This window comes from Myxacorys sp., from assembly GCF_059501405.1.
This window is the reverse complement of sequence record NZ_JCACCM010000097.1, coordinates 66991-88674: the sequence shown is the minus strand read 5'-3', so window position 1 is coordinate 88674 and position 21684 is coordinate 66991. Positions and strand designations below refer to the sequence as shown.

The following is a 21684-nucleotide window of genomic DNA, read 5'->3' as shown; positions in this document are numbered from 1 at the left end:
AACTGGCTCTGTACCATGATGTGTGTACCATGATGAGTTAGGCAACTTACATCCAGCAGGAACCACCAGCATGACCGCCGTTACTCCTAACTCACCCTCCACCGCGCCTGCGTTTTGCGAAGGTATTCAATATTTCAGCGACAGTGTTCCAGGGTTTGAGACGTATGGCAAGACCAGCGCGATCGCAGAAGGCAAACGCGCGATCGCAGATCCGAGCGATCCAACCGCCGCTTATCAAACGCTTCTAACGGCTGACGCGCTGCGCTATCTCGTGGTGCAAATGACCGCTAGCAAAGCCTCTGGTCACCCCGGCGGATTCGCCAGTCAAGCCGAAGCTTATGCTGCGTTTGTGATGCTGGGTTACAAGAACATCCTGACAGAAGTGGGACATCACGCGCCCGGATTCTATTGCGCCATGTTTTTGGATCGCTCACTTGAAGATATGGGCATCGAAACGGTGCAGCAATTGCGCGATCGCTTCCGCGAAAAGCACGGGCTACTCGGACACCTCTCCGGGTTTATTCCAGGCATTCTCTCCCCTGCCGGGCCGTTAGGACAGGGACAACACTTCGCGATGTCCGCCGCATTCTTACATCGCGATACGTTGTTTCCGTTTACCGTCGGCGATGGCGGCTTGGGCGAACCCTACATCATGAGTTCGATGGCGCACTTCAACACGGCGTTTCCGGAAGTCACGAACTTTTTGCCCATTCTAGTTTGGAACGGCTATTCGCAAGAGCATCACAGCATGGTGTCGCTCAAATCCAATGAAGAAATGATCGCCTACTGGAAGGGCAATGGATTTGAAAACGTGGTGTTAGTTGATGCCAAGGAGTTTGACGATCAAAATCAACCTGGAGCCTATGCCGATAGCACCCTCTTTCCGCTAGAGCAACGCATTAACTTTGCCAAAGCAGTCATCACGGCGGCAGATAAAGCGGCAAAATCTGCTCTAGGCGGAATGCTGACGGTCTTCATTCTCAAGCAACTCAAAGGAGCAGGCGTGCATGCGCGAGGCTCGAAGTCTCACAATTTGTATGCGCATCACAAGTTAGACCATGACGACATTGTGGCAGCGCTGCAAAACCTATCGCTTACTCCAGAAGCGTGGGCGCTGGTGCGATCGAACTGTGAACGGGCGGGCGGCGGCCCAGCCAGTAAAATCGTTGTGACCGAATCGGTGCTGCCGTTGCCAGAATTAGGTCAGTTGCCGATGGAAGAATATGAGGTGGGCGGTGACGCAAAGGTTTCGACCACTGCAATGGGGCAATTAGTCGGACATGTAGGAAAGCACGATCGCAATTTCCTCGTCACCAATGCCGATGGCAACGAAGCCTCCGGAATTGCCAATATCAACCAAGCGCTCAAAATTATTCACCCCACCGAAGACGCGCTTTACTTCCAGTCCCCTAAGGGTCAGGTGTATGAGCCGCTGAGTGAAGATGCGTGCGCCGGGCTTGCTGCCGGACTTGCCCTCATGGGATCTCGAACGCTGTGGTGTTCATACGAATCGTTCGCGATCAATGGCTTACCCATTTGGCAAACCGTCACCCAAGCGATGGCAGAACTACGTCGCCCCACCCCTTCGACCATTACGCTGTTTACCGCAGGCGCGTTAGAACAAGGGCGCAACGGCTGGACGCATCAACGCCCTGAAATCGAAGCCTACTTTGCTGCCATGATGCGAAACGGCAACGTCTTTCCGCTTTTTCCGCCCGATGCGAACAGCATTCAAGCCTGCTACGAGTGGGCACTAACGACGAAAAACAAGGGCATTGTGATTACCTCTAGTAAGTCGCCGTTGCCGATTCGGACGACGTTTGGACAGACCAGACAAGCCTTGAAAGAGGGCGCGATCGTGCTGCAAGAGTTAGCAGGTTCACTGCCTCAAACGATCGTACTAGCAGTCGTTGGAGATCTAATCCTATCCTCGGTTTTTGAAGCGGCATCTAATCTACAGGAGCAAGGTTATTCTGTCCGAGTCGTGTCAGTAGTCAACCCGCGTCGGCTCTACCGCGCTCATGATGTTGCCTGGGAAATCTGCTCTGAGCCAGACGGCGAGTTTATCGATGATGCCACCTTTGAGCAGTTGTTTGGCGGCGATGTGCTAATTGGCATTGCTGGGGGCGTAAGCGGAATGCTGGAGCCAATTATGCTGCGAAGCACAGCAAAGCGAGATACCTTTGCCTGGAAGCGGGGAGAAACAACCGCCACTCCAAGCGAGCTACTGGCGGTCAACGGGATTACAGCGGATGCGATCGCACAACGGGCAGTTCAACTCGCGCAGTAACCTTCAATTAAGCCAGATCAGTAAGAGCCTTGATCTGGCTTAATGTCTATCAACGATATCTCTACGATCAAGATTGAGTGCAATCTCAAAAGCTTTATTCCTTGTCTAGAAACTTCTAATAGAGCGATTGAGATATCAAAAATCTTTATAAATACGTCAGAATACAGAAAGTAGATCCTAATTTAGGCGGCTTCATCGAATGGCATTATCAGACGATCGCAAGAAACGTATCATGGAGCATCTTGGTCGTAGCACCAACGACTTCTCACAAGCGAAGCCAGTCCGCTCTCCTGAGCGAACTCAGCGCATTTTGGATCATATTAAGCGAACTAAGGGTCAGGTCTAATCGCGATTCGCGCAAAGCATCACTCTGAATCACGGCTGATGACGAGCGCAATCCTTTAGATAGAGTTTGAACCTTGTGCTGATTGCAGCAATAAAAAAGCAGGGAAAGAACTTCTTTCCCTGCTTTTTAGTTTAAAGGCTTGTGTTCTCTAACTAAATTGGAGAACTACTTGCTGCCTGCCATCTGAGCCGCAACTTCTGCGGCAAAATCAGACTCTTCCTTCTCAATGCCTTCACCCAATACAAACCGAACAAAGCGGCGAATCCGAATGTTTTCACCAAGCTGAGCGACGTGCTGCTTCACCAACTCATCAACCGTGATATTCGGGTCTTTGATGTATTGCTGATCAACTAAGCTCATTTGCTTGAGGCGCTTATCAATCCGACCTTGAACAATCTTTTCTTTGACATTATCCGGTTTGCCTGCCAAATCGTCCTTGCCCATCTCGATCGCTTTCTCTTTCTCAGCAATCTCTGACGGAATGTCCTCAATTCTGACGTACTCAACCTCAGTACTCGCCGCAATCTGCATTGCAATGCTGCGGACTAATTCTTGAAACGCCTCGTTGCGAGCTACAAAGTCGGTTTGGCAGTTAACTTCTACCAGAACTCCAATTCGTCCACCAATGTGAATGTAGCTGCCAACTAGGCCCTCTGCGGCAGTCTTACCCGCTTTCTTGTCTGCCGAGGCAATGCCTTTTTTACGCAGCCAATCGACTGACTTCTGCATGTCCCCACCGTTTTCAGCGAGGGCTTTTTTGCAGTCCATCATGCCTGCGCCAGTCTTATCGCGCAGTTGCTTTACGTCCTTTGCTGAAATGTCTGCCATATTACTTTTCCAGTGCTTTCAATTGCTAGTTGCTTGGAGTAGCTAAAACAGACACCGCTCTAGCTACTCCCCTCAAGTCCTTATGCGGTTGCTCCTTCGCTTTCAGGTTCCGCTTCGGTTTCATCGTAGTCGTACTCATCTTCAGCGCCTTCGTAATCTTCGTAGTCATCCTCTGCTTCGAGTTGACCATGACGACCTTCGTAGATGGCATCTGCCAACCGACCGACAATCAGCTTAATTGAGCGGATCGCATCATCATTAGCAGGGATGGGAATATCCACAACATCGGGGTCGCAGTTGGTGTCAAGCAACGCCACGATCGGAATGTTCAGCTTGAGACATTCTTGAACTGCATTATATTCCCGGCGTTGGTCAACCATGATGATCACGTCGGGGATTTTACGCATTAGTTTAATACCGCCCAGATATTTCTGAAGCTTCTCTAACTCACGCCGTAAGACTGCCGCTTCTTTTTTAGGCAATAAATCTAATCCACCCGTTTCTTCGCGGCGCTCTAAGTCCTTAAGGCGATCAACGCGGGTTTTGATCGTTGTCCAATTGGTCAGCATTCCACCGAGCCAACGCTGGTTCACGTAGTATGCACCACAACGAGAGGCTTCTTGAGCAATGATGCCTGCGGCTTGCCGTTTGGTTCCAATAAATAGAAACTTTTTCCCTTGTTCGGATGCGGTACGCACGTAGTTGTAGGCATTGTCCATTAACTGAGCGGTTTGCACCAAGTCAATGATGTGAACGCCATTGCGGGCGGTAAAGATGTAGGGATTCATCTTGGGGTTCCATCTCCGGGTCTGATGCCCAAAGTGAACGCCTGACTCAAGCAATTGAGCTAATGAAACAACTGGCATTGTGTATTTCCTTATTCGGGTTCATCCTCAATCCAGAAGTAGTTTAGAAAGTAAGGATAAGAGGGTTAGGGGATCAAATCCGTGCCGCCCACTGACCACTGGCTACTATCCAACCACCCGAAATCCTGGATGTGTGAATTTGACAACTTATCTAAGGTAACACAAGACCTTTATCCTTGAGTTATCCAATCTGTTAGAGAAGACGCCTTGAGACTATCCGAAACACGCTCTAATTCTAAACAAGCCCGACGATATCCTTGGCAGAAAGTGAGGTATTGGCGGGTCGTGCACTTGGTGGTAATGCCGATCGCACTTCTTTTGTTGCTTACTCGTCATGTATCCGCCGTTTCAAGTCCGATTAGTTCGACCGGAGTAGCGGTTGCGATTCCTTCGGAGTTACGCCTGGTGCTAATGGTAATGCTCGGAATCATGCTCACAGGCTTTTTTGTGATGCGATTTTCTAAGGAGAGCGTGAGGCGGTTACCCTTCTCATCCTTGATTATTTTATTAGTGATTCACATTTTGTTTGGCTGGTTGCTGAGCGTTTACAGCGCATTCTGGTGGATCTGGCTTGGAGTCATCGTGGGGTGCGGAGCGATCGCGACCGTGCTATCGATCGATTTAGGAATGCTTGGGCTGCGAGTGTTAATTTTGGCAGGCGTTACCGCGATCGTAAGTCTAGTTGCCAACGCATCGATAAGGCAAACTGCAACGCCGATTGCGTTGGGCTTGGCGATTGCTGGGTGTTGGTTATGGGCGGTGGGCGGCGCAAGATTTCGGATGGAGTCGAATGGGGTGGAGCGATCGCAGGTCGGTTGGACAATTGTATTGGTGTGTTGGGAGGGCCTATGGTTAGGGTGGCTACTGAATACAGTTCTTGAGTCAAATTGGAAATTGATCAATCAGGTTTTGACCTTATTGAGTTTAAGTCCGTGAACCTAAAAGACGGCTTATTCAGAATCTCCGAGTTCTTGATACGCTATTTCTTACGTCCACCTAACTTACCAGCCTTTCTCGATCGCTTAGATAGGTTCAGGCTACCGTTTGATTAAGCGTCACGAGAACTTTAGCGGAACCGTCAGGCACAGGTTGATCTTGCTCCATTCGTATACTTTGGCATACCGTCTGACTGACACAACTGCTCAACTTTAAGGTGCTTGTAGAGCGCTTCTTTCTTTAGTTTCAATTTCTCTAGCCTGAACAGCACTTAGCTCAAGCCTTTCCAAAGTTTTTGATTCCTCTACTGGAAGAAATAACTGAGGCTCTAGATCAGTAGAAGGCTTTGCATCGAATGCTGAATGATCGCGTTCTAGCTTGATATCGCCCTTCGCCTCTACTGCCCCAGGAGGTATAGTCGTCTGCCGTTTCTTTAGAGGCATAAATGGGAGTTGCGGCTGAGCCAAAGCCTGCGATCGCTGCATTGCAGCCTCAGACGGGAGGACTGGTTGGTTTCGAAGCGGCAATTTAGGTTCTACAGGAGTCTTGAGCTGCCAATCCCGATCTTCGCGATCCGCTTGAATCTGCTGCACCAATACCGCATATTTTTGCTTTGCCCAGTAGTCGCTCTTGATCTGCTGCAACTGATGCGCCGTTTGAAACGCTCGCCCCCACTGCCTTTCTTCCATTTGACGGGTAGCTTGTTGGGTAATCGTTGCTGCTGTTTCTTCCGTCGCCTTCCAATGCGCTATGCGATCGCGAGCTTGAGTGTAAATGGACGAACGTTCAGTGATTAGTTGTGCGATCCGAATCGCTTCCTTTAAATTTCCCGCTTGAAATTCGGCTTCTCCTAACGCGAGTAGCTGTTCGTGCCAAGACTCCACCAACTCCTGTCCAACACTGTGTAACGGCTCCTCAGGCGAAATGTCTCCTACCTGTTGAATGGCTGCTGCTAACCCTGAAGGTGACTGTTGATTTGCCTTGTTTTGGGCGCAGTGCAATCGCGCTGTCAGAAATGAGTGCTCATCCACTGTTTCACAATGAAAGGTCGGTAGCGTCGTTAGGACTTTAACGGCCATTAACGCAGTCCCCCAGAGTACTGCAACTAGTCCCGTCAGCAGGAGCCATGCCCGATTCCGCTTCATGTTCCGTACTTCCAGTTTTTGCAAAATTCAAGATTGAAGGTTTGAGGGAAGATGCCGTTTGCAACACACGTTAGGCGCGACAAACTTAGAGTGCTTGCTTACAAGGGGAGATGCGATGAACGTCGAAGAGAACTGTTGTGGGGCAAGACGAATTGACGCAAAAATTAGATTGGCAGCAGATGCTGTAGCAGGTCAATGTATTGGGCGGACAACCTGCTATGCTTTGACCTCACTCAAATGACATGACCTTACTCAAACAATTCTTCGCGGCTCTGAGGGCACTGCACTTTGCGCTAATTGTGCTTGTTTAACAGGAACTTCAATCCAAAATTCAGTGCCTTCCCCAGCTTTAGAATCACATTTGAAGACGCCACCATGTTTTTCAACCACAATTTCATGACTAATCGAAAGTCCCATACCCGTTCCTCTACCAATTGGTTTTGTTGTGAAGAAGGGTTCAAAAATTTGCGCTTTTACCTCCGGTGGAATGCCTAATCCATCATCTTTAATACGGATGACAACGCGGTCTTCGCTCAGGCATCCTGTGCTAATCCAAATGATCGGTGCGCGATCGAGACCTTCTTTGATTGCGTCTTCTAATGCATCGATCGCATTACTGAGAACATTCATAAACACTTGATTTAGCTGGCTGGCATAGCACTCGACCAACGGTAAATTGCCGTACTGTTTCTCTAGCTTAATACCGCAATAATCGCCATCTGCTTTGAGCCGATGTTTTAGAATCAGTAACGTACTATCAATGCCTTCGTGAATATCAACAGGTCTGACCTCTGATTGGTCGAGGCGCGAGAAATTTCGCAGCGACAGCACAATCTGACGAATACGATCGGTTCCAATCTCCATTGAAGCAACAGTTTTAGGCAAATCTTCAACCAAAAACTCTAAATCAATCTCTTCAATGTGTTCCAAAACATCAGACGCCGGATTTGAGTAGCAAGCTTGATAGGTCTGAATCAAAGCGAGTAAGTCATCAATATAGCGTTTGACGTGATTGAGATTGCCAGCAATGAAATTAACAGGATTATTAATCTCGTGAGCAACACCGGCTACAAGCTGACCCAAACTAGACATTTTCTCAGTTTGAATGAGTTGACCTTGAGTTTTCTTTAACGTTTGAAGCGTGAGGGCTAACTGCTCAGTTTGAAGTTGAGTCTTAGCTAATAAATCAGCCTGTTCTAATCCAATTCCGAGTTGACTGGCAACTTGGGTGACAAACTGAATTTCACTCGGTTGCCATTGACGTGGCTTGTCGCATTGATGAACGCACAGCAGCCCCCACAATTCACCCCCTTTAATAAACGGTGCAACAATATTCGCTTTAATAGAAAATTGATCGAGAATAGCAACGTGGCAGTCTTTGAGACCTGAATTGTGAATATCTGCGATCGCGCTCACTCGTCCCTGTTGATAGGAAACGGCATAGTGTTTACTAAAACACTGATCTTGAATTTTATTTGACAATGCAGCAGGAAATCCAGGTAAAACGTCTTCAGCAACAACTTCTCCAATGTTAAACTTAGATTCTATATCAAAGCAGTAAACGATTACGCGATCAGCATTAAGTGACTGACGCAATTCCTGAGTTACTGTTGCAAAGATTGTTTGAAAATCAAGTGACTTGCGAATTTTAGCAACGACTTCAAACAGAATTCGCTGCTGTTCGGTCGCTTGTTGCAGTTGAGCTGTCCGCTCCTCGACTTGAATTTCCAAACTAGAATTTAACATTTGCAATTGCTGATGCGTTTCATACTGCTGAATCGCGGTCGCAAATTGTTGTCCTAATGCTTGAGCTAACTCCAACTCACTAGGTGCCCATTCGGCTGACTGTCCGCGTTTTGTTTCTTTCCACACATCAAAGGACTGGCGTGGCAACGTCTGTCGTTCGTCTGTCGAAACCTGTCCTGCCCAAAAGATTTCTGCTTCTACTTCATCTCGAAACACACTCAAGTAGCCCAGCAACCGGTGACGATATCGCAAGGGCATCATTAACAGCCCGCGAATTTTAGTAGGGCGAAACGCAGGCTGTAAATTTCGTAAACTAGGCTCTTTGTATAAATCAGCGATCGCCCAAATCGAATCCTCTGTCCCCTTAAAATACTCTTGCCATACACTATATTGCTCCATCAAGGGATAGGGCGCATTTTCTGATGTAATAGGCTGAACCCCGGTTTGATAAAGTCTCAAGTAGCGGCTAGGCGAATGGGTGACTTTGATCTCCTTTGCTTCAAACGCATCTGCATGCAACCACAAGCGCCCTCCCGAACCACCAAACGCTGAAACGGCTGCCTCTAGAGCCGCTTGCGGTTGAATCGTAGCGAAAGAATGAAGCAATTGGTTGATGTGATTGATTGATGCTTCTCGGTGAGCTTGCTCGCGGGCTTGGGTGGTCAGCATCGACTGCGCGATCGCAACCGAAAGCAAATCAACCACCTGCTGTACGGTTTGTACATCCGGCTCCAAAATTTCTCTTGGTTCTGCATGGTGAGAGACGAGCAGACCCCACAAATAATCGTGATGCAAAATCGGAACGACAAGAGATGACTTCACTCCCATTGCCGTCAAGTACTCAACATGACATGAATCAACGGCACGGTAGCGAATCTGCTCGTAATTCACCTCATTGCCAGCTTTGCATTCAACGCTTTGACCAATCTTGTGATTGGTAACATCTACAATTGAGCGTGCCCGCGCCTTAATGAAAAGCTCTCGCGCCGATGGCGGAATATCATCGGCAGGAAAATGTAGCCCCAGCAGTGATGGTAGGCGCTCCGATCGCAACCATTCGGCAGACACCTGACCAGTTCCGTCAGGATGAAACCGATAAATTTTCACCCGATCGGTACTCAGAAAAACTCCGATCTCGGCCACTGCTGCATTTAGAATGCTGCTAAGTTCGTCAGAGCGGCGCAGGCGATCGGTGATTCGACTTAGCAAGGCATCAGCGCTAGTCGGAGCGCTTGTAACTTCCTCGTATTCAAGGCTCATTGAATTATTTCCCACACATACAAACAGTGAGAGACGGCGTCGAGCGTTTAGCTAATGTCTCTAGGTTGAGTATGGGCAGTATCAGGAAAAAATTCACAAGGAGATCTAAAGAAGATTATCTGTTGCCTTGCCAGAGAGGGTCTTACGATCGCGAGGACGAAAATCTGAGCAATTTACCGCGTCTTTAGTCAGCGCAAGATGAGGACTGACCGCGCACTTCACATAGGGATTATTGTGAAAAAAACTACACTTTTTGCAGGGAAGCTGAGCTGTTGGTGGCAAAGAATTCCGTTTTCTTTGATTCAGCTTCCACGTATCAGAAATTACACAAACCAGTGTTGCCCAGATTGCCACAAATCCGATGGGAACCAACAGAAGGGCCGCGTCATAGGTGACTGCATTTGAAGATGAATCAGAAATCTCTGGAGGTGTATCTCCTACAGAGGTTTGGGCATACAGCGCGTGGGATGCGGGCGGCAAGAAGTTTGACTCAGAAGACTGCATGAGACATCTCAACTAAAAGGACAATAGACGCAGTAGCTTCTGCCTCACAGGGAAACACACTGAAGGTTCTGTGTGGGCTGATTGATCTTTAATTTTAGCGATCGCATAGTCAAATTATCTCTGTCAGGGGAGTTGGCTTCCTCGTTATCTGGGTATATCTACAGAGGGAATCGAGTTGCCTCGGAACGTGCGTTCAATTTGTTGTAACGGATGTGAATACAACTAATGATCGGTAGCATGGGTCAGAGCTAAATCACAACGAACTCGAAGGGTGTTGAAAAAATACAGTTGGAGAGTTCTAGGGTGAGTTTAGTTAACCTTGATGTCAGTTAAACCGATGTCAATTCGACCGTTAAGATCAGTGAAACCGTTCAGTCAAAACAGATGTGGAGGATGAATTATGCTCAAACGTGCTCTGATTGGGGGTTGCGTCATGGCGCTTGGACTAGTGGGCACGCTGCCTGCTAGCGCTCAGAAGGCTCCTGCCCCTGCTCCTCAGACCGCTCCTGCTACGTCTGTCAGTTCAGCAGATATGCAGAAATTTGCAAACGCGGTGAAGGAAATTTTAACGATTAGCAAAGCGTCAGAAACGGCAGCAGGGCAAGCCATTCGAGGAGAAGGTTTGACCGAGCAGCGCTTTGATGAGATCTACAAGTCTCAAAATGAGCCAAAGCAGAAGCCAGCAACGGCTGTCCAGCCGAAAGAACGCCAAAGCTACGATCGCGCGATCGCGAAATTAGTTAAGATCCAACAGGACAACGAAACTAAAGCATCGAAAGCGGTTCAGAATCAAGGCTTGAATCCTCAGCAGTTCGGTCAGATTTTTCAAGCTGTCAGAAACGATCCAAAGTTGCGCCAACAAGTTCAACAGATGATTCGGAGTAAATAGAGCAGCTTTCACCTTTAATTGGGTTGTGGGGTGGGCAAAATGACCACCCCTTTGTTTTTCTCTGCGTTTATAAATTATAAAGTTGCGTCTAAAGAGTTTTATCGATGGAGCTTTTTTGCGACGGCTCTCACTCGGGCACATCAAAACTATGTACCATTAACGCCCCCTAGAAAGATATTTCTCTAAAAACGGTAGAATTCCCTCAGCTAACTGTTCTGGATACTCCTCGTGTAAGCCTAATGAACCAGGCATTCTGTGAACTTGCACGCTAGAAAAATGCGCCAAAATTTCTACTTCCTGACGAGATTTCGGCGGCATGTCTTCCCCAACTACCATCATGACAGGCACTAGAAGAGGCTGAAACCAGTTAAACCAATCTTCTCGCTTTTTCACCAGATCCAATCCTCCGGTTACAAAAGCAGCTGGACCAAATCGCGCTCCATTGGCTTGAGTGACCTGCCACTTACGCTCAATAAAATCTGGGGTCAGGTTCTTTTCCTCAACAAAAACGTGACGGCGATACATTGATTTGAGAAAGTCAGGTTTGGTCGTGAGGGAGTACAAGAATTGACCTAAGATGGGCACATTGATCAACCGTTGCACCAAGCGATACGCCCAACGGCGATTTCCTATCATCTTGTTCATCATGGTAGGCAAAGGTCCGCGCCAAGTTGGAGCGACAAGCACGACCCATTTCCAGGGAATCGGTTGCCGCTGTGCTAGTTGCATAACATAGCCGGCGGCATGTCCAGCCGCAATTACAACGACTGGCTCTTGGAATATAGTTCTTACAAAGTCTCGTAGACAAGCTTCTAGTACAACCGGAGTGTACGAGATCGCAGGACGAGACGATTCTCCAAATCCTATCCAATCGAGCACAAAAACCTGATATTTATGAGCCAACTGCTCCGCTAAGCCTCTCATTTCAAGTCGGCTAGATACTGTACTCAAGGATGGCAGCAGCAGAATGGGCTTTCCTTCGCCCAACACCTCATAGACTGTTGTGACTGGCTTTCCTTTCCAACTCCAGTGGTGTTCGTGAATGCTGCCGCCAATACTAAATGGAGAGAATTCGGCGGCAGAAGTATTGCTCATGGATCTATCCTCGTCGGCGAGTCACAACGTCGAAATCCTATTTTCCAACAAAAAGGGTAGCCTGCAGCATTCGGCTACAGACTACCCACCACGCACGGAGGTGAAAATGAGTAGAAAAGCTTATTCAGCCGCTTTGTTCTGGCGACGGCGACGCACTACTAAACCAGCTGCACTTAGACCTAGAAGAGACAGCGTAACCGAAGGCTCAGGAACTCTCTGACCTGTCAGATCCCTAAAGTTTTTCTCGCCAATGTCAACGACAAAAACGGTATCGTTAAAGTCGCGATCGGAGTTTTCGTTCTTGCCGCCCGATGCATTTTTAGCACCATAGAGGTCTTCAAAGCCGATCAAGAGATAGCGCTTGTCTACTGCGTAAGCGACAGCATGCTGCAACCCGTCAGCGTTCATTCCGGTCTGGGTGCCGAAAATATTGGCATTGGTGCCTCGGTTAGCACCGTCTGCTCGCAGGAAGAAATCTAGCTGAGAACCGCCTTTGATGTTCCCTACACTGACGCTATCGCCAAGCTTTAATTTCCCGCCGCTAGAACCCATAACGCAGCCTGAACCTGCGGCATTAGAACAAGAAAGATCATTAAACAGCATTCCAGCGGTGTTTGTCTTCCCGGTTGAGGTGAAGGCAAGCTGGTTACGATAGCCTGCCCCTTCATTGATGAAGCTTACTGTCACGTTGTGGTCGTACTTCAGAAATAACTTGGTTGGATCGAGCAAATACTGACCGCTGTTAGGAATTTCAATACTCTCTTTCTGCACGTATTTTTGGTATGGTGCATCGTCAAAACCAGACTGTGCTTTGCTAGAGATGGTAGGCTGTGTCCAGGAGCTATTCCAAGTGAAGGCAGACGCAGATGAAGTGTTAGAAAGTGTACCAGCGATCGTGGCAGTGGCCATTACCAAACCGGTTAAAAGTTGCGTTTTCATGGACGGTAAAGATTTAAGGTGAAGTGCAGCTAACTCTATCAACAGCGCTCTTAGAGTAATTCCTCTAAACCAGTGGTTCTACAAAGCGCAATGTAACTTCTATCACTTCTAACAGATTCTTCTACTCAACCGCCAGTCCTGAGAGCGGCTTTGCCCGACTCTTTATTGCAAATTGCTTTAAGTGCTGGATGTACCGTAATTTCAATGCTGCTAGTCCCCAATCTCGTGGAGAAGAAGGCTCCTATTCTAAGTAGCATCGCTGGGAAAACAGGTTGATATAACCGTATACACAAATATGCTTAGTAAAGTTTTGAACAAGCTACGAAGGGATCACTGGTTTAACGAGCAACAAGTACATAGAAAACGCTTCCTTCCGGAACTCAACACAAATTATTAATGGCGCTGCCAAACACGAGAACTGCCGTAGAGCATCCTACGCTTGACGACAAATTTTTTGACAAATTGAGGAGTATCGCCACGATGCCCTAACACGATTACAACATCGTCTTTTGTCAGAACCGTGGACTGAGGAGGGTGAGTTAGCGTTGTCCCATCGGTACGACGAATCGCAACAATAATAAATGTGCCTTTGCTGCGGACTTCGATGTCTCCAATCGTTGCTCCGACCATCGGAGAGTTTGGCGCGATCGCAACTTCATCAACCTGAATGTCTAGCTGTGCAAGTAATTCATTTAATGTCATTTGACCATCATCTTGATTAAAGAGGTCTAGGGTTGCGGGATGAGTAATCATATGCGCCATTCGCAGCCCACTAATCGTGGCGGGGAGTACAACTTGATCGGCTCCAGCTAATCGAAGTTTTTTCTCAGTAGACGGCAGTTCACCACGCGCCAGAATCATCAGGTTTGGATTGAGTTCACGGGCAGTGAGCGTGATGAATACATTAGTAGCGTCATCCGGTAAAACGGTTGCCAATACTTTGGCGCGATCGATACCCACGGCATACAGCACCGTTTCATCGGTAGCATTCCCCAGCCGCACAAGATAGCCCATCTCTTCTGCTTTTTCGAGCCGTTCAGGGTTAGTGTCAATCACAATAAAGGGAATTTTGGCCTCCATCAGTTGGCGCGACAAAATCTGACCCATGCGACCAAACCCACAGATGATAACGTGATTCCTTGAGGTCTCGATGGTACGTGTCATGCGTCTTGTTCCCAATACTTGATTAATTTCGCCCTCGGTGATCATCTGTACGAAGCCGCCTACGAGGTAAATGGTTGAAGATGTGCCTCCAACGATCACGAGCATGGTGAAGATTTTGAGCGCCGGTGTATCGATGGGGCGGACTTCACCATAGCCAACGCCAAACGTGGTAATCACAACCATGTAGAGCGCGTCTAGTAGTGACCAACCTGCAAGCCTATAGCCTGTAACGGCAATGATAACGGTAGCAATTAAGAAAAGTGCGCCCGTCAGGATGCGTTTGAGTGGTGCTTGCATAGTCGAGTTTCTAGAGCTTCGGAAGTCGCTCAGCCTGTGATTTAAATGTTTCAAAACTTACGCAAATATGTAAGCTCTATTTATATAAAGTATAGTGATGTCTCGGAAAACTCCCGTATCTAAGGGAACTTCTTGAATCAGTCTGGGCAGAAGTCGGTGCATGGAATCCATGTCTACTCGTACTGGACTCCAAGAGATGATCAGCATGACAAAACGGCGATTGGCTTTGCCAATCGCCAGAGGATTGCTCATTACCAATTTCTGCGACGATCGCGACAAGACGGAGCAGCGCATTCTAGAAGCCTAAATCCGCTTTTGCGGCTTGGGCCGCTTGAAGGACTTTCTCATCGGGCAATTCTTCCCAAGCCGTATCGCCAATTTCGGCGTAGAACGTTTCGTCGTAGGGGCGAGTGCGGATGACCACAGGCATGGGAACCGCATGACCTAGAATTAGGGCTTGCTGTTTGGAGTCGAGTTTGGATAACACCGATCGCAAACTCTGCCCGCCGGAAACGCCTGTAAAGATGGCTTCAATGTCTTTCTCATCGTTGAGCAGAGCAGTAATGCGAGTTCCGATTTGAGACATGACTTCATTATCGATCCCTGATGGACGCTGATCGACGACCAACAGAGTCACAAAGTACTTTCTCATTTCCCGCGCGATCGTACCAAAAATAGTTTGCCCCACAGTAGATGGATCGAGGAATCGATGGGCTTCTTCGATTGTGACTACCAATTGCTGCGGACGGTCTTTGATGTCTTTAGTTTGCAAAAAATACTCTGCTTTCCGCACGTAAGCTTGGTGAATTCGGCGGGCAATAATATTTGTCGCCAGCATATACGACAGCATGTTTGACTGAGAACCAAACTCAATCACCACATGCTTTCCACTTTCGATGGCCTCTAGAATCTGACTGACGTAATTATGAGGACAACTGCTGCGAATATATTTGAGGTCATCCAACCGATTCAGTTTGCGCTGTAATGCCATGATGGAAGACTTGCTGCCCATCTTAGTTTCACAAAATTCTTGAATTTCGCCGTTACTCATCGTCAGTAGGCGATTAATCCACGATTTACCAAATTCGTTTCGTAGAATAACAGCGTTTTCTAAACTCGCTTCCGAAAGATTCAGTTCGCCGCGCACTAGCATCAAATCTTCGACATCGATTTGGTCGTAGCTCACGTATAGTTCTTGAGCATCTCGAACGCCTCTGCGTTTGGTCGATTCCGGATCGAGGGTAAAAATTTGAACTTGTCCCGGAAACAATTGACGCAAGCCTTTGACTGTGCTGAACTGTTTGCCTTCGCGAGCTGCCTCCCAGCCGTATTCGGAGTGCATATCAAAAATGAGATTGACGGCGGCTTGTTTGCGAACAATGCCAGCGAGGAGCAAGCGTGTCAAAAAGGATTTTCCGGTTCCAGATTTACCAAAAACGCCGTTACTGCGTTCGACAAAGCGATCGAGGTCTAGACAAACCGGAACTTCCATATCAATCGGTTGCCCGATCGCAAAGTTGCGTCGGTGGGGGTCGTCTTCCCAGCCAAACACCGCGCGAAAGTCACGTTCACTGGCGTCAAACACCTGACTAAAGTGGCTTGGAATCGTCTTAACGGGAAGCAATTCTATGGCTTCACCAGTGTTGGACTCGAACGATGCTAACTTTGAGGTCTTCTTCTTTCCATTCGTCGCTGGCTTTACCTCTGTTCCCTCTTGAGGCGTGAACATCAGCATCGGCGAAAGTTCGATCGTGCCGTAAGTACCACTGCCTGCCAGTACTTCTTGTAGAAAGAAATTGTTCGGTTCGGGAGGATTTGCCAGAATGCGTTGACTTGCAGTGCCGAGCGATACGTCCGTCAACATGCAGAAGAAGCGCGATCGCACTCCCTGAACTACCAAAAACTTACCAACTCGCATTTCTTCGACGGACACATCAGGATGAAGCCGTACCTCCAAACCTTTGCTTAACGACCCTTGAATGACTGACCCTAATGGCTTATCCATAATCTAATGTGTAGTTTGGAATGCGTAATTATGAGGTGTTGTTTAGAAGGTACGTGTTGATCTTAAAACATGTTGGGTCAGATGTACTAAAAACGCCAATCTCAAATCGTTTCTGTTTTGCTTTCTACATTAAAAATTGTGCTATACGTGCCTTGTGAAAAATAAGCTGTCTGACAATGAATTCGTTCAACCCGTTCATAAACCTAACAACATTTTTAAGCCAGAGACTTCCCATCGAACAATCTTGGCTACTGTTTCTTCAGTTTGGTTTGGTTGGAGCGATATTTACGGTTCTTCTTCTACCCATTAAAACTCGACTAAATCTTAAGTCTCGAAAAGTTCAGATTGGTTTCGTGATCGCTGCATTCGCTCCAATTCTAAATTATTTGTGTTTCGTTATTACTTATCTTGCTTCTCCTACATTTGCTGATCCGGCTGAAGCGAATGTTGCATCTGTATCTTGGCTCTTTCAAACCGGACATCCGCTCTATCCTGCCCTTGATGCCGCAGAGCGTTATATCAATAATTACGGTTCATCTTTATATATTATTCAAGGGCTATTTCTTAACGTACTTCAACCCAGCTTCTTTAGTGTAAAACTTGCAGGTTGTTTAGCAGGAATATTGAGCTTATTTGTTAGCTTTCTACTGTTTAAACAACGCCTAAACTTTAGTTTGGCAATTTTAGGATGTGGATTGACTAGCTTATGGTTTCTCGCTCTAACCTCGGCAACAGGACTTGTAACATCCTCATTTTGGGTGAGACCTGATTCGCTGCTGCTGCTTTGCACAACGGTGGGACTATTTTTAGCGGCTTATGGAAACAAATGGGGCGCTCTTATAGGAAGCGCGATCGCACTCGGCATCAGCACTAATCTCAAAATTACAGCGCTGCTTCATTTCTTACCGATTTACGTGTTGCTACTCCAACGCTTCGGACTTGGTTATACCTTTGTTTCGTTCATCGGATCTGGAGCCGTGGCGCTTGCTCCCTTTATGCTCTGCTCAAATGTCTCACTCACTAATTATTTAATCTGGCTGCGTCAAGTCGGACACAAAGGGATCAACCCCGAACAGGTGACGAAGAACTTATTGTGGATGGGATATATCAGTGTACCAACTGCGATCGCGGCGTTGCAACTGCTCTGCACAAATGCACAATACTTCCAACAATGGCTCTGGCAGCACGGAGCATATTTGCTTGTTCTTATTCCTTGTATTGGAGTGACTGCGATCGCGGGTGCAACGCGTGGAGCATTGGAAAATAATATGCTTCCGTTTGTTCCACTATTCATTTATTTATTAAGCGATTTGATTGAGAAGAGTTCGCAGCCCCATGAGCGCAGCCATAAGCAATGGGTTAAATTTGTGACTTTCCTTAGTATCAGTGCTGCATTGGCATTTATAGTATCAATTTCTCTCACTGTATATTCAACTGAAGTGCCGTTATTGCGATTGGTGAATGGAACGAGTAATCCTTTGGAGCTTGGCAAAGCCAATCGCGTTGTGCAAGACCTTAAGCGGGTTATGCAAGTCTATGGAAAAAGTGAGGCTAATGATAATGGAATTGCGATGGGGTATGGATCAAGTTACCCTCTAGCGGCTTACCGACCTATGTTAGTGTTTGCAAACAATCCTTATTTGTTAGATTCTGCATCACTAATGGAAATGCAAGCATCAGGACTCAACAATACACCTGAGAATACGCTGAACGCTATTAGAACATGCCGAATTCAAAGCTGGTTAATTCCTAAAAATGAAAAACCCTTCGAGGTTTACAGCTACTATCCCCCGCTTCAAAAGCTATTTAGCGATCAATTTAAACAAGAATTCAGACAACAATATGAACGGCGAGAGCAAACCGAATTCTATGATGTTTGGGTTTGCAAAAATCAATCGTAGAAACGTTACTTGGAATGCTTCTACGATTGATAAAAATTGTTTGTCGTTATTGTTTAGTCAATATTGATTGACGTTGGAGCAGAGCCACTAGAACTCGAATAACCTGTATTAGCAAACGTCTTACGGAAGTCAGTGTAAAGCTTATCGCGCCATGTGAAGAATGGCTCAAACGTTCCCACATCAGCAATTCCAGGAACACCTTGATCTTTTAGCCCCTGGGGAATATCTAGATAAGGACCCTTCGGGAATTTGATGTACATCGTCAAACCCGCCACCGCAAAATCTGCCAATGTCGGCTCGTCGCCCACGAGATAAGGCTGTTCCTGCAAAATAAAACACAGCGCCGTTAGACTATGTTTCAGTTCGGCCTCAGCCTGTTTGACCGCATCGGGTCCCATTCCGACGCCAAGACCGAGAACACTAAAAAAGTCGCTTGGAATGGAGCCAACCACGGTCTTAAGAATATCCGGGGTGGAATTGGGAAGAACGGCAGTGCGGAAATTTTGATTTTTGCCAATCGCACCAATCAGGGCCTTACGAGCATTTAGCCCGATCGATTCGTCTGCCCACTGCTCCATCTGTAAACACAAGCCCCTTTGCTTAAGATCAGAGGGAATAAGGGGCTTCTCAGGATATTTCCGATCGAGGTATTCTGCGATCGCAGTTGAATCTGCAATGATTTCGCTACCATCTTTTAGCACCGGAACCTGACGCTGACCTGACATCTGAAATAACTCAATCTGCCCAATACCAGGAGTGACATTAATCTTTCGATATTCCAACCCTTTGTAATCCAGAATCAGCCGGATCTTTTCGACATAGTGCGATAGTTCAAACTGATATAACTCAATCATTATGAGCCTCCAAGTACAGATTGCAAGAGAGTAACTAGCTTTCAGCCTAAGTCTAGATTAACCAAATAACATCAAGCTAGAGTTAAATTTTAGAACCTGTTAAGCGCAATCCAACTGAAGAGAGAGAGCAATTGATTCCAAAGACAGAGAATCTTCCTACTTGTAGCTCTTACTCTTAAACAGTAACAAAAATTACATTTCACTTATTACATACCAAGAATTTTGGAGCGTCCGATGAATTCATTTAATCTGAAACAAGCTATTGCTCTGTTAGGAGCAGCAAGTGCTTCTGCATTATTAGGTCTGCCTGTTTTAGCACAGTCCTCAGGAAGCCCCACTCTCAGTCCTAATCAGTCTGTTCCTAACGAAGCCCCTTCTAATCGCACTCCCGCGAATGGAACGTCGGATCGGTGTGCAGGTTATGTCAATGGCGGGATTGGCGGACCTGTGAGCGGCTCCTCAACGACTGGAGATAATTCTTCTACACCGCAATCGACTCAAGCTAATAGCACTGGTGCGGCTGTTGGCGATGGTCCGAAAGGGACGACAGGACGCCAAGTAACGACGTCTATTGATGCTCAAACTTCTTCAAGTCAGCAGTCTAACAATACGTCGAATAACACGTCGAATTCTATGGCTTCCGGCTCGACGGATGGTTCAACAAGAGGCGAGTACAGACAGTTTTCGGGTGACAATCCCAGTGCGGCTGTTGCGTATCGGGCAAATGGTGTTGCTGGAACCTCAGGGCGCGAAATAAGCGCCAATATTGACGCCAACCTAAGGCGCGATCGCAACTCAGGTTCGATGAGTAACTCAATGAGAAGTACTTCAATGAGCAACTCAATGATGGGCAACTCAATGAGAAGTGCTTCGGCAGGCAACTCGATGCAAGGTGAGTATAGACAGTTCTCTGGAGATAATCCTAGTGCAGCTGTTGCGTATCGGGCGAACGGTCCTGCTGGAACCTCAGGGCGTGAAGCATCGCTGAACATTGATGCGAATCTGCGACGCAATCAGAACTCAGGTTCGATGAACACTTCGATGAACAACTCAATGAACAACAGTTCTATGATGAACAATAGTTCTACGATGAACAACAGTTCTATGTCTAATAATTCGACGACCTCTAATCAGGCTGCTGCACCGATCCCAACGGAATGCTTGCCCCGGTAGTACCTTAGAGAAATAAGACCCTGACAGCGAGCGGGGAGATGAATCGTTTTGGTTCATCTCCCCGCATTTAATGGGTAGCAGATAATTATTAGTAGCGGATTCGTGGATCAATGTAAGCGTTGATGATGTCGATCGCGATACTTGCGATCGCAACGATCGCTGCAAAGAAAACAACAATTCCTTGAACGGTTGGATAATCCCGTTGAGCAATGGCGCGGTAGAGCCGATTAGCAAGTCCGGGCCAAGAAAATGTCACTTCTGTAAGAATGGCGCCGCCCAACATTGCAGCAAGCGTTAATCCTAAAATCGTAATGACCGGAATCAATGCGTTCTTTAACGCATGATTGATCAATATTTTTGATTCAGGAATTCCTCTCGCTCTCGCCGCTTCAACATATTCTGCTTGCAGAGTCTGTCTCAAATTAACCCGAACAATTCGCTCAAAAATTCCACTAATCAGAACGCCTAATGTAATGGCTGGAAGCGCCAAATAGTACAGTGCAGTAAAAAATCCAGCAATGTTTCCACTCAGCAAGCTATCGATCGTATACAGTCCTGTCAGTCCTTCAGGTGCAGAAACGGTCACCGGAAACCTAGTCCCTAAAGGGAACCAACCCAACTGCACTGAGAAAACTAACTGTAGCAGCATTCCAAACCAAAACATCGGAATAGAATAGGTCACGATTCCGAATAGCCGTCCCCCTGCATCGAGCCGCGTATTAGGGCGCGAGGCAGAAATAGCGCCAACGGTAATTCCCACAATCAGCGCGATCGCCATACTGACGATCGCGAGTTCAACCGTCGCTGGAAAGAACTTGGTAATAATTTCCCAAACGCTCTGCCCTTGCGTTGTCAGCGATTTACCCAAGTCGAAACGCAGCAGCGATCCCATGTAGTCGAAATACTGAAATAGCAGTGATTTATTTAATCCCAACTGCTCGCGCAAGGCATCTTTTGCCGCTTGAGGGGCGCGAGGACCTAAGAGAGCGTCGATCGGGTCTCCAGGTGTCGCTCTGAGCAACAAGAACACCAGTGTGGTGATCAGCCACAGCATCAGCGGAGCCAGCATCAGGCGCGTCAAAATATAGTAACGGAGGGAGCTTGAACGAGACATAAGCGCACGAGAAGTTTTTTAGAAATCGGTTAGACGGCTGAAGAAGGGTACGGTTCCCCATCCTTTTAAGGTTGATCTAGATTGAAACCTACATCTTTTCATAAAATCTCAGCTTTTTTGATTTGGCTGTAAGTGATGCGATCGCGACCTCTGTGGGCATTACTGAAGGGTAGGAGACAAGATCCGCGTAGGCGTAAAGTCAGAGCAGTCCGATGGGCAATACTCCAGGTTAGTTTTGCTCATCTTACAGGACAAAACGGTCGGCACACCTCATAAACTGATGCTGAGATAGACATGAGTACAACGTCAGACAATCAGAGCAACTATCCGGC

Annotated in this window: 18 protein-coding genes; 7 read left to right on the top strand and 11 right to left on the bottom strand. The window is 47.3% G+C overall.

The features are described from left to right. Nucleotides 1-70: 70 nt before the first annotated feature. A complete protein-coding gene (locus AC5I6P_RS11820) occupies nucleotides 71-2290 on the top strand; it encodes a phosphoketolase family protein (RefSeq protein WP_495693957.1) in 2220 nt (739 codons plus the stop codon). 199 nt (nucleotides 2291-2489) lie between these two features. Next, on the top strand, nucleotides 2490-2636 hold the full coding sequence (locus AC5I6P_RS11815) for a hypothetical protein (RefSeq protein WP_495693956.1): 147 nt from the start codon (nucleotides 2490-2492) through the stop codon (nucleotides 2634-2636). A gap of 165 nt (nucleotides 2637-2801) precedes the next feature. On the opposite strand, the gene tsf is transcribed toward AC5I6P_RS11815, so the two are convergent. Both tsf and rpsB read right to left on the bottom strand, forming a co-directional pair. Beyond that, the gene (gene tsf / locus AC5I6P_RS11810; RefSeq protein WP_495693955.1) at nucleotides 2802-3464 is read right to left on the bottom strand and encodes a translation elongation factor Ts; all 663 of its coding nucleotides are present in this window, start codon (nucleotides 3462-3464) and stop codon (nucleotides 2802-2804) included. An 80-nt stretch (nucleotides 3465-3544) separates the two neighbouring features. Beyond that, on the bottom strand, nucleotides 3545-4330 hold the full coding sequence (gene rpsB, locus AC5I6P_RS11805; protein ID WP_495693954.1) for a 30S ribosomal protein S2: 786 nt from the start codon (nucleotides 4328-4330) through the stop codon (nucleotides 3545-3547). Nucleotides 4331-4537: 207 nt separating this feature from the next. Between rpsB and AC5I6P_RS11800 the strand changes: the two genes are divergently transcribed. Then, nucleotides 4538-5266, top strand: coding sequence for a hypothetical protein (locus tag AC5I6P_RS11800; protein WP_495693953.1), 729 nt, complete (start codon nucleotides 4538-4540; stop codon nucleotides 5264-5266). A gap of 212 nt (nucleotides 5267-5478) precedes the next feature. Here the strand turns inward: AC5I6P_RS11800 and AC5I6P_RS11795 are convergent, their stop codons facing one another. From AC5I6P_RS11795 to AC5I6P_RS11785, 3 genes are all read right to left on the bottom strand, one after another. Beyond that, complete coding sequence (locus AC5I6P_RS11795) at nucleotides 5479-6411, bottom strand: hypothetical protein (protein WP_495693952.1); 933 nt, start codon at nucleotides 6409-6411, stop codon at nucleotides 5479-5481. Nucleotides 6412-6663: 252 nt separating this feature from the next. Continuing rightward, the gene (locus tag AC5I6P_RS11790; RefSeq protein ID WP_495693951.1) at nucleotides 6664-9417 is read right to left on the bottom strand and encodes a GAF domain-containing sensor histidine kinase; all 2754 of its coding nucleotides are present in this window, start codon (nucleotides 9415-9417) and stop codon (nucleotides 6664-6666) included. Between the two features lie 105 nt (nucleotides 9418-9522). Beyond that, nucleotides 9523-9921: a hypothetical protein gene (locus AC5I6P_RS11785; protein ID WP_495693950.1), complete on the bottom strand. Its 399-nt coding sequence runs from the start codon at nucleotides 9919-9921 to the stop codon at nucleotides 9523-9525. A gap of 400 nt (nucleotides 9922-10321) precedes the next feature. Here AC5I6P_RS11785 and AC5I6P_RS11780 point away from each other — a divergent pair, with 400 nt between their 5' ends. Then, nucleotides 10322-10810, top strand: coding sequence for a DUF4168 domain-containing protein (locus AC5I6P_RS11780; protein ID WP_495693949.1), 489 nt, complete (start codon nucleotides 10322-10324; stop codon nucleotides 10808-10810). A 156-nt stretch (nucleotides 10811-10966) separates the two neighbouring features. Here the strand turns inward: AC5I6P_RS11780 and AC5I6P_RS11775 are convergent, their stop codons facing one another. The 3 genes from AC5I6P_RS11775 to AC5I6P_RS11765 all read right to left on the bottom strand — a co-directional run bounded on the left by AC5I6P_RS11775 (nucleotide 10967) and on the right by AC5I6P_RS11765 (nucleotide 14305). Continuing rightward, entirely contained in the window at nucleotides 10967-11905 is a 939-nt protein-coding gene (locus AC5I6P_RS11775) for an alpha/beta fold hydrolase (RefSeq protein WP_495693948.1), read from the bottom strand. A gap of 120 nt (nucleotides 11906-12025) precedes the next feature. Next, nucleotides 12026-12844: a DUF4114 domain-containing protein gene (locus AC5I6P_RS11770; RefSeq protein WP_495693947.1), complete on the bottom strand. Its 819-nt coding sequence runs from the start codon at nucleotides 12842-12844 to the stop codon at nucleotides 12026-12028. A gap of 393 nt (nucleotides 12845-13237) precedes the next feature. Next, nucleotides 13238-14305, bottom strand: a complete 1068-nt coding sequence (locus AC5I6P_RS11765; protein WP_495693946.1) for a potassium channel family protein — start codon at nucleotides 14303-14305, stop codon at nucleotides 13238-13240. 169 nt (nucleotides 14306-14474) lie between these two features. Between AC5I6P_RS11765 and AC5I6P_RS11760 the strand changes: the two genes are divergently transcribed. Next, nucleotides 14475-14612 (top strand): hypothetical protein, encoded by a 138-nt coding sequence (locus tag AC5I6P_RS11760; protein WP_495693945.1) that lies wholly within the window; start codon nucleotides 14475-14477, stop codon nucleotides 14610-14612. On the opposite strand, the gene AC5I6P_RS11755 is transcribed toward AC5I6P_RS11760, so the two are convergent. Further along, on the bottom strand, nucleotides 14601-16310 hold the full coding sequence (locus AC5I6P_RS11755) for a helicase HerA domain-containing protein (protein WP_495693944.1): 1710 nt from the start codon (nucleotides 16308-16310) through the stop codon (nucleotides 14601-14603). The two genes, AC5I6P_RS11760 and AC5I6P_RS11755, sit on opposite strands and share 12 nt — an antisense overlap. Before the next feature lie 353 nt (nucleotides 16311-16663). Here AC5I6P_RS11755 and AC5I6P_RS11750 point away from each other — a divergent pair, with 353 nt between their 5' ends. Continuing rightward, nucleotides 16664-18211: an ArnT family glycosyltransferase gene (locus AC5I6P_RS11750; protein ID WP_495693943.1), complete on the top strand. Its 1548-nt coding sequence runs from the start codon at nucleotides 16664-16666 to the stop codon at nucleotides 18209-18211. A 53-nt stretch (nucleotides 18212-18264) separates the two neighbouring features. Here AC5I6P_RS11750 and AC5I6P_RS11745 read toward each other — a convergent pair whose 3' ends face one another. Further along, nucleotides 18265-19065, bottom strand: coding sequence for a glutathione S-transferase family protein (locus AC5I6P_RS11745; protein WP_495693942.1), 801 nt, complete (start codon nucleotides 19063-19065; stop codon nucleotides 18265-18267). Nucleotides 19066-19299: 234 nt separating this feature from the next. Here AC5I6P_RS11745 and AC5I6P_RS11740 point away from each other — a divergent pair, with 234 nt between their 5' ends. Then, nucleotides 19300-20238, top strand: coding sequence for a hypothetical protein (locus AC5I6P_RS11740; RefSeq protein ID WP_495693941.1), 939 nt, complete (start codon nucleotides 19300-19302; stop codon nucleotides 20236-20238). An 88-nt stretch (nucleotides 20239-20326) separates the two neighbouring features. Here the strand turns inward: AC5I6P_RS11740 and AC5I6P_RS11735 are convergent, their stop codons facing one another. Beyond that, a complete protein-coding gene (locus tag AC5I6P_RS11735; protein WP_495693940.1) occupies nucleotides 20327-21352 on the bottom strand; it encodes an ABC transporter permease in 1026 nt (341 codons plus the stop codon). Between the last annotated feature and the right edge of the window lie 332 nt (nucleotides 21353-21684).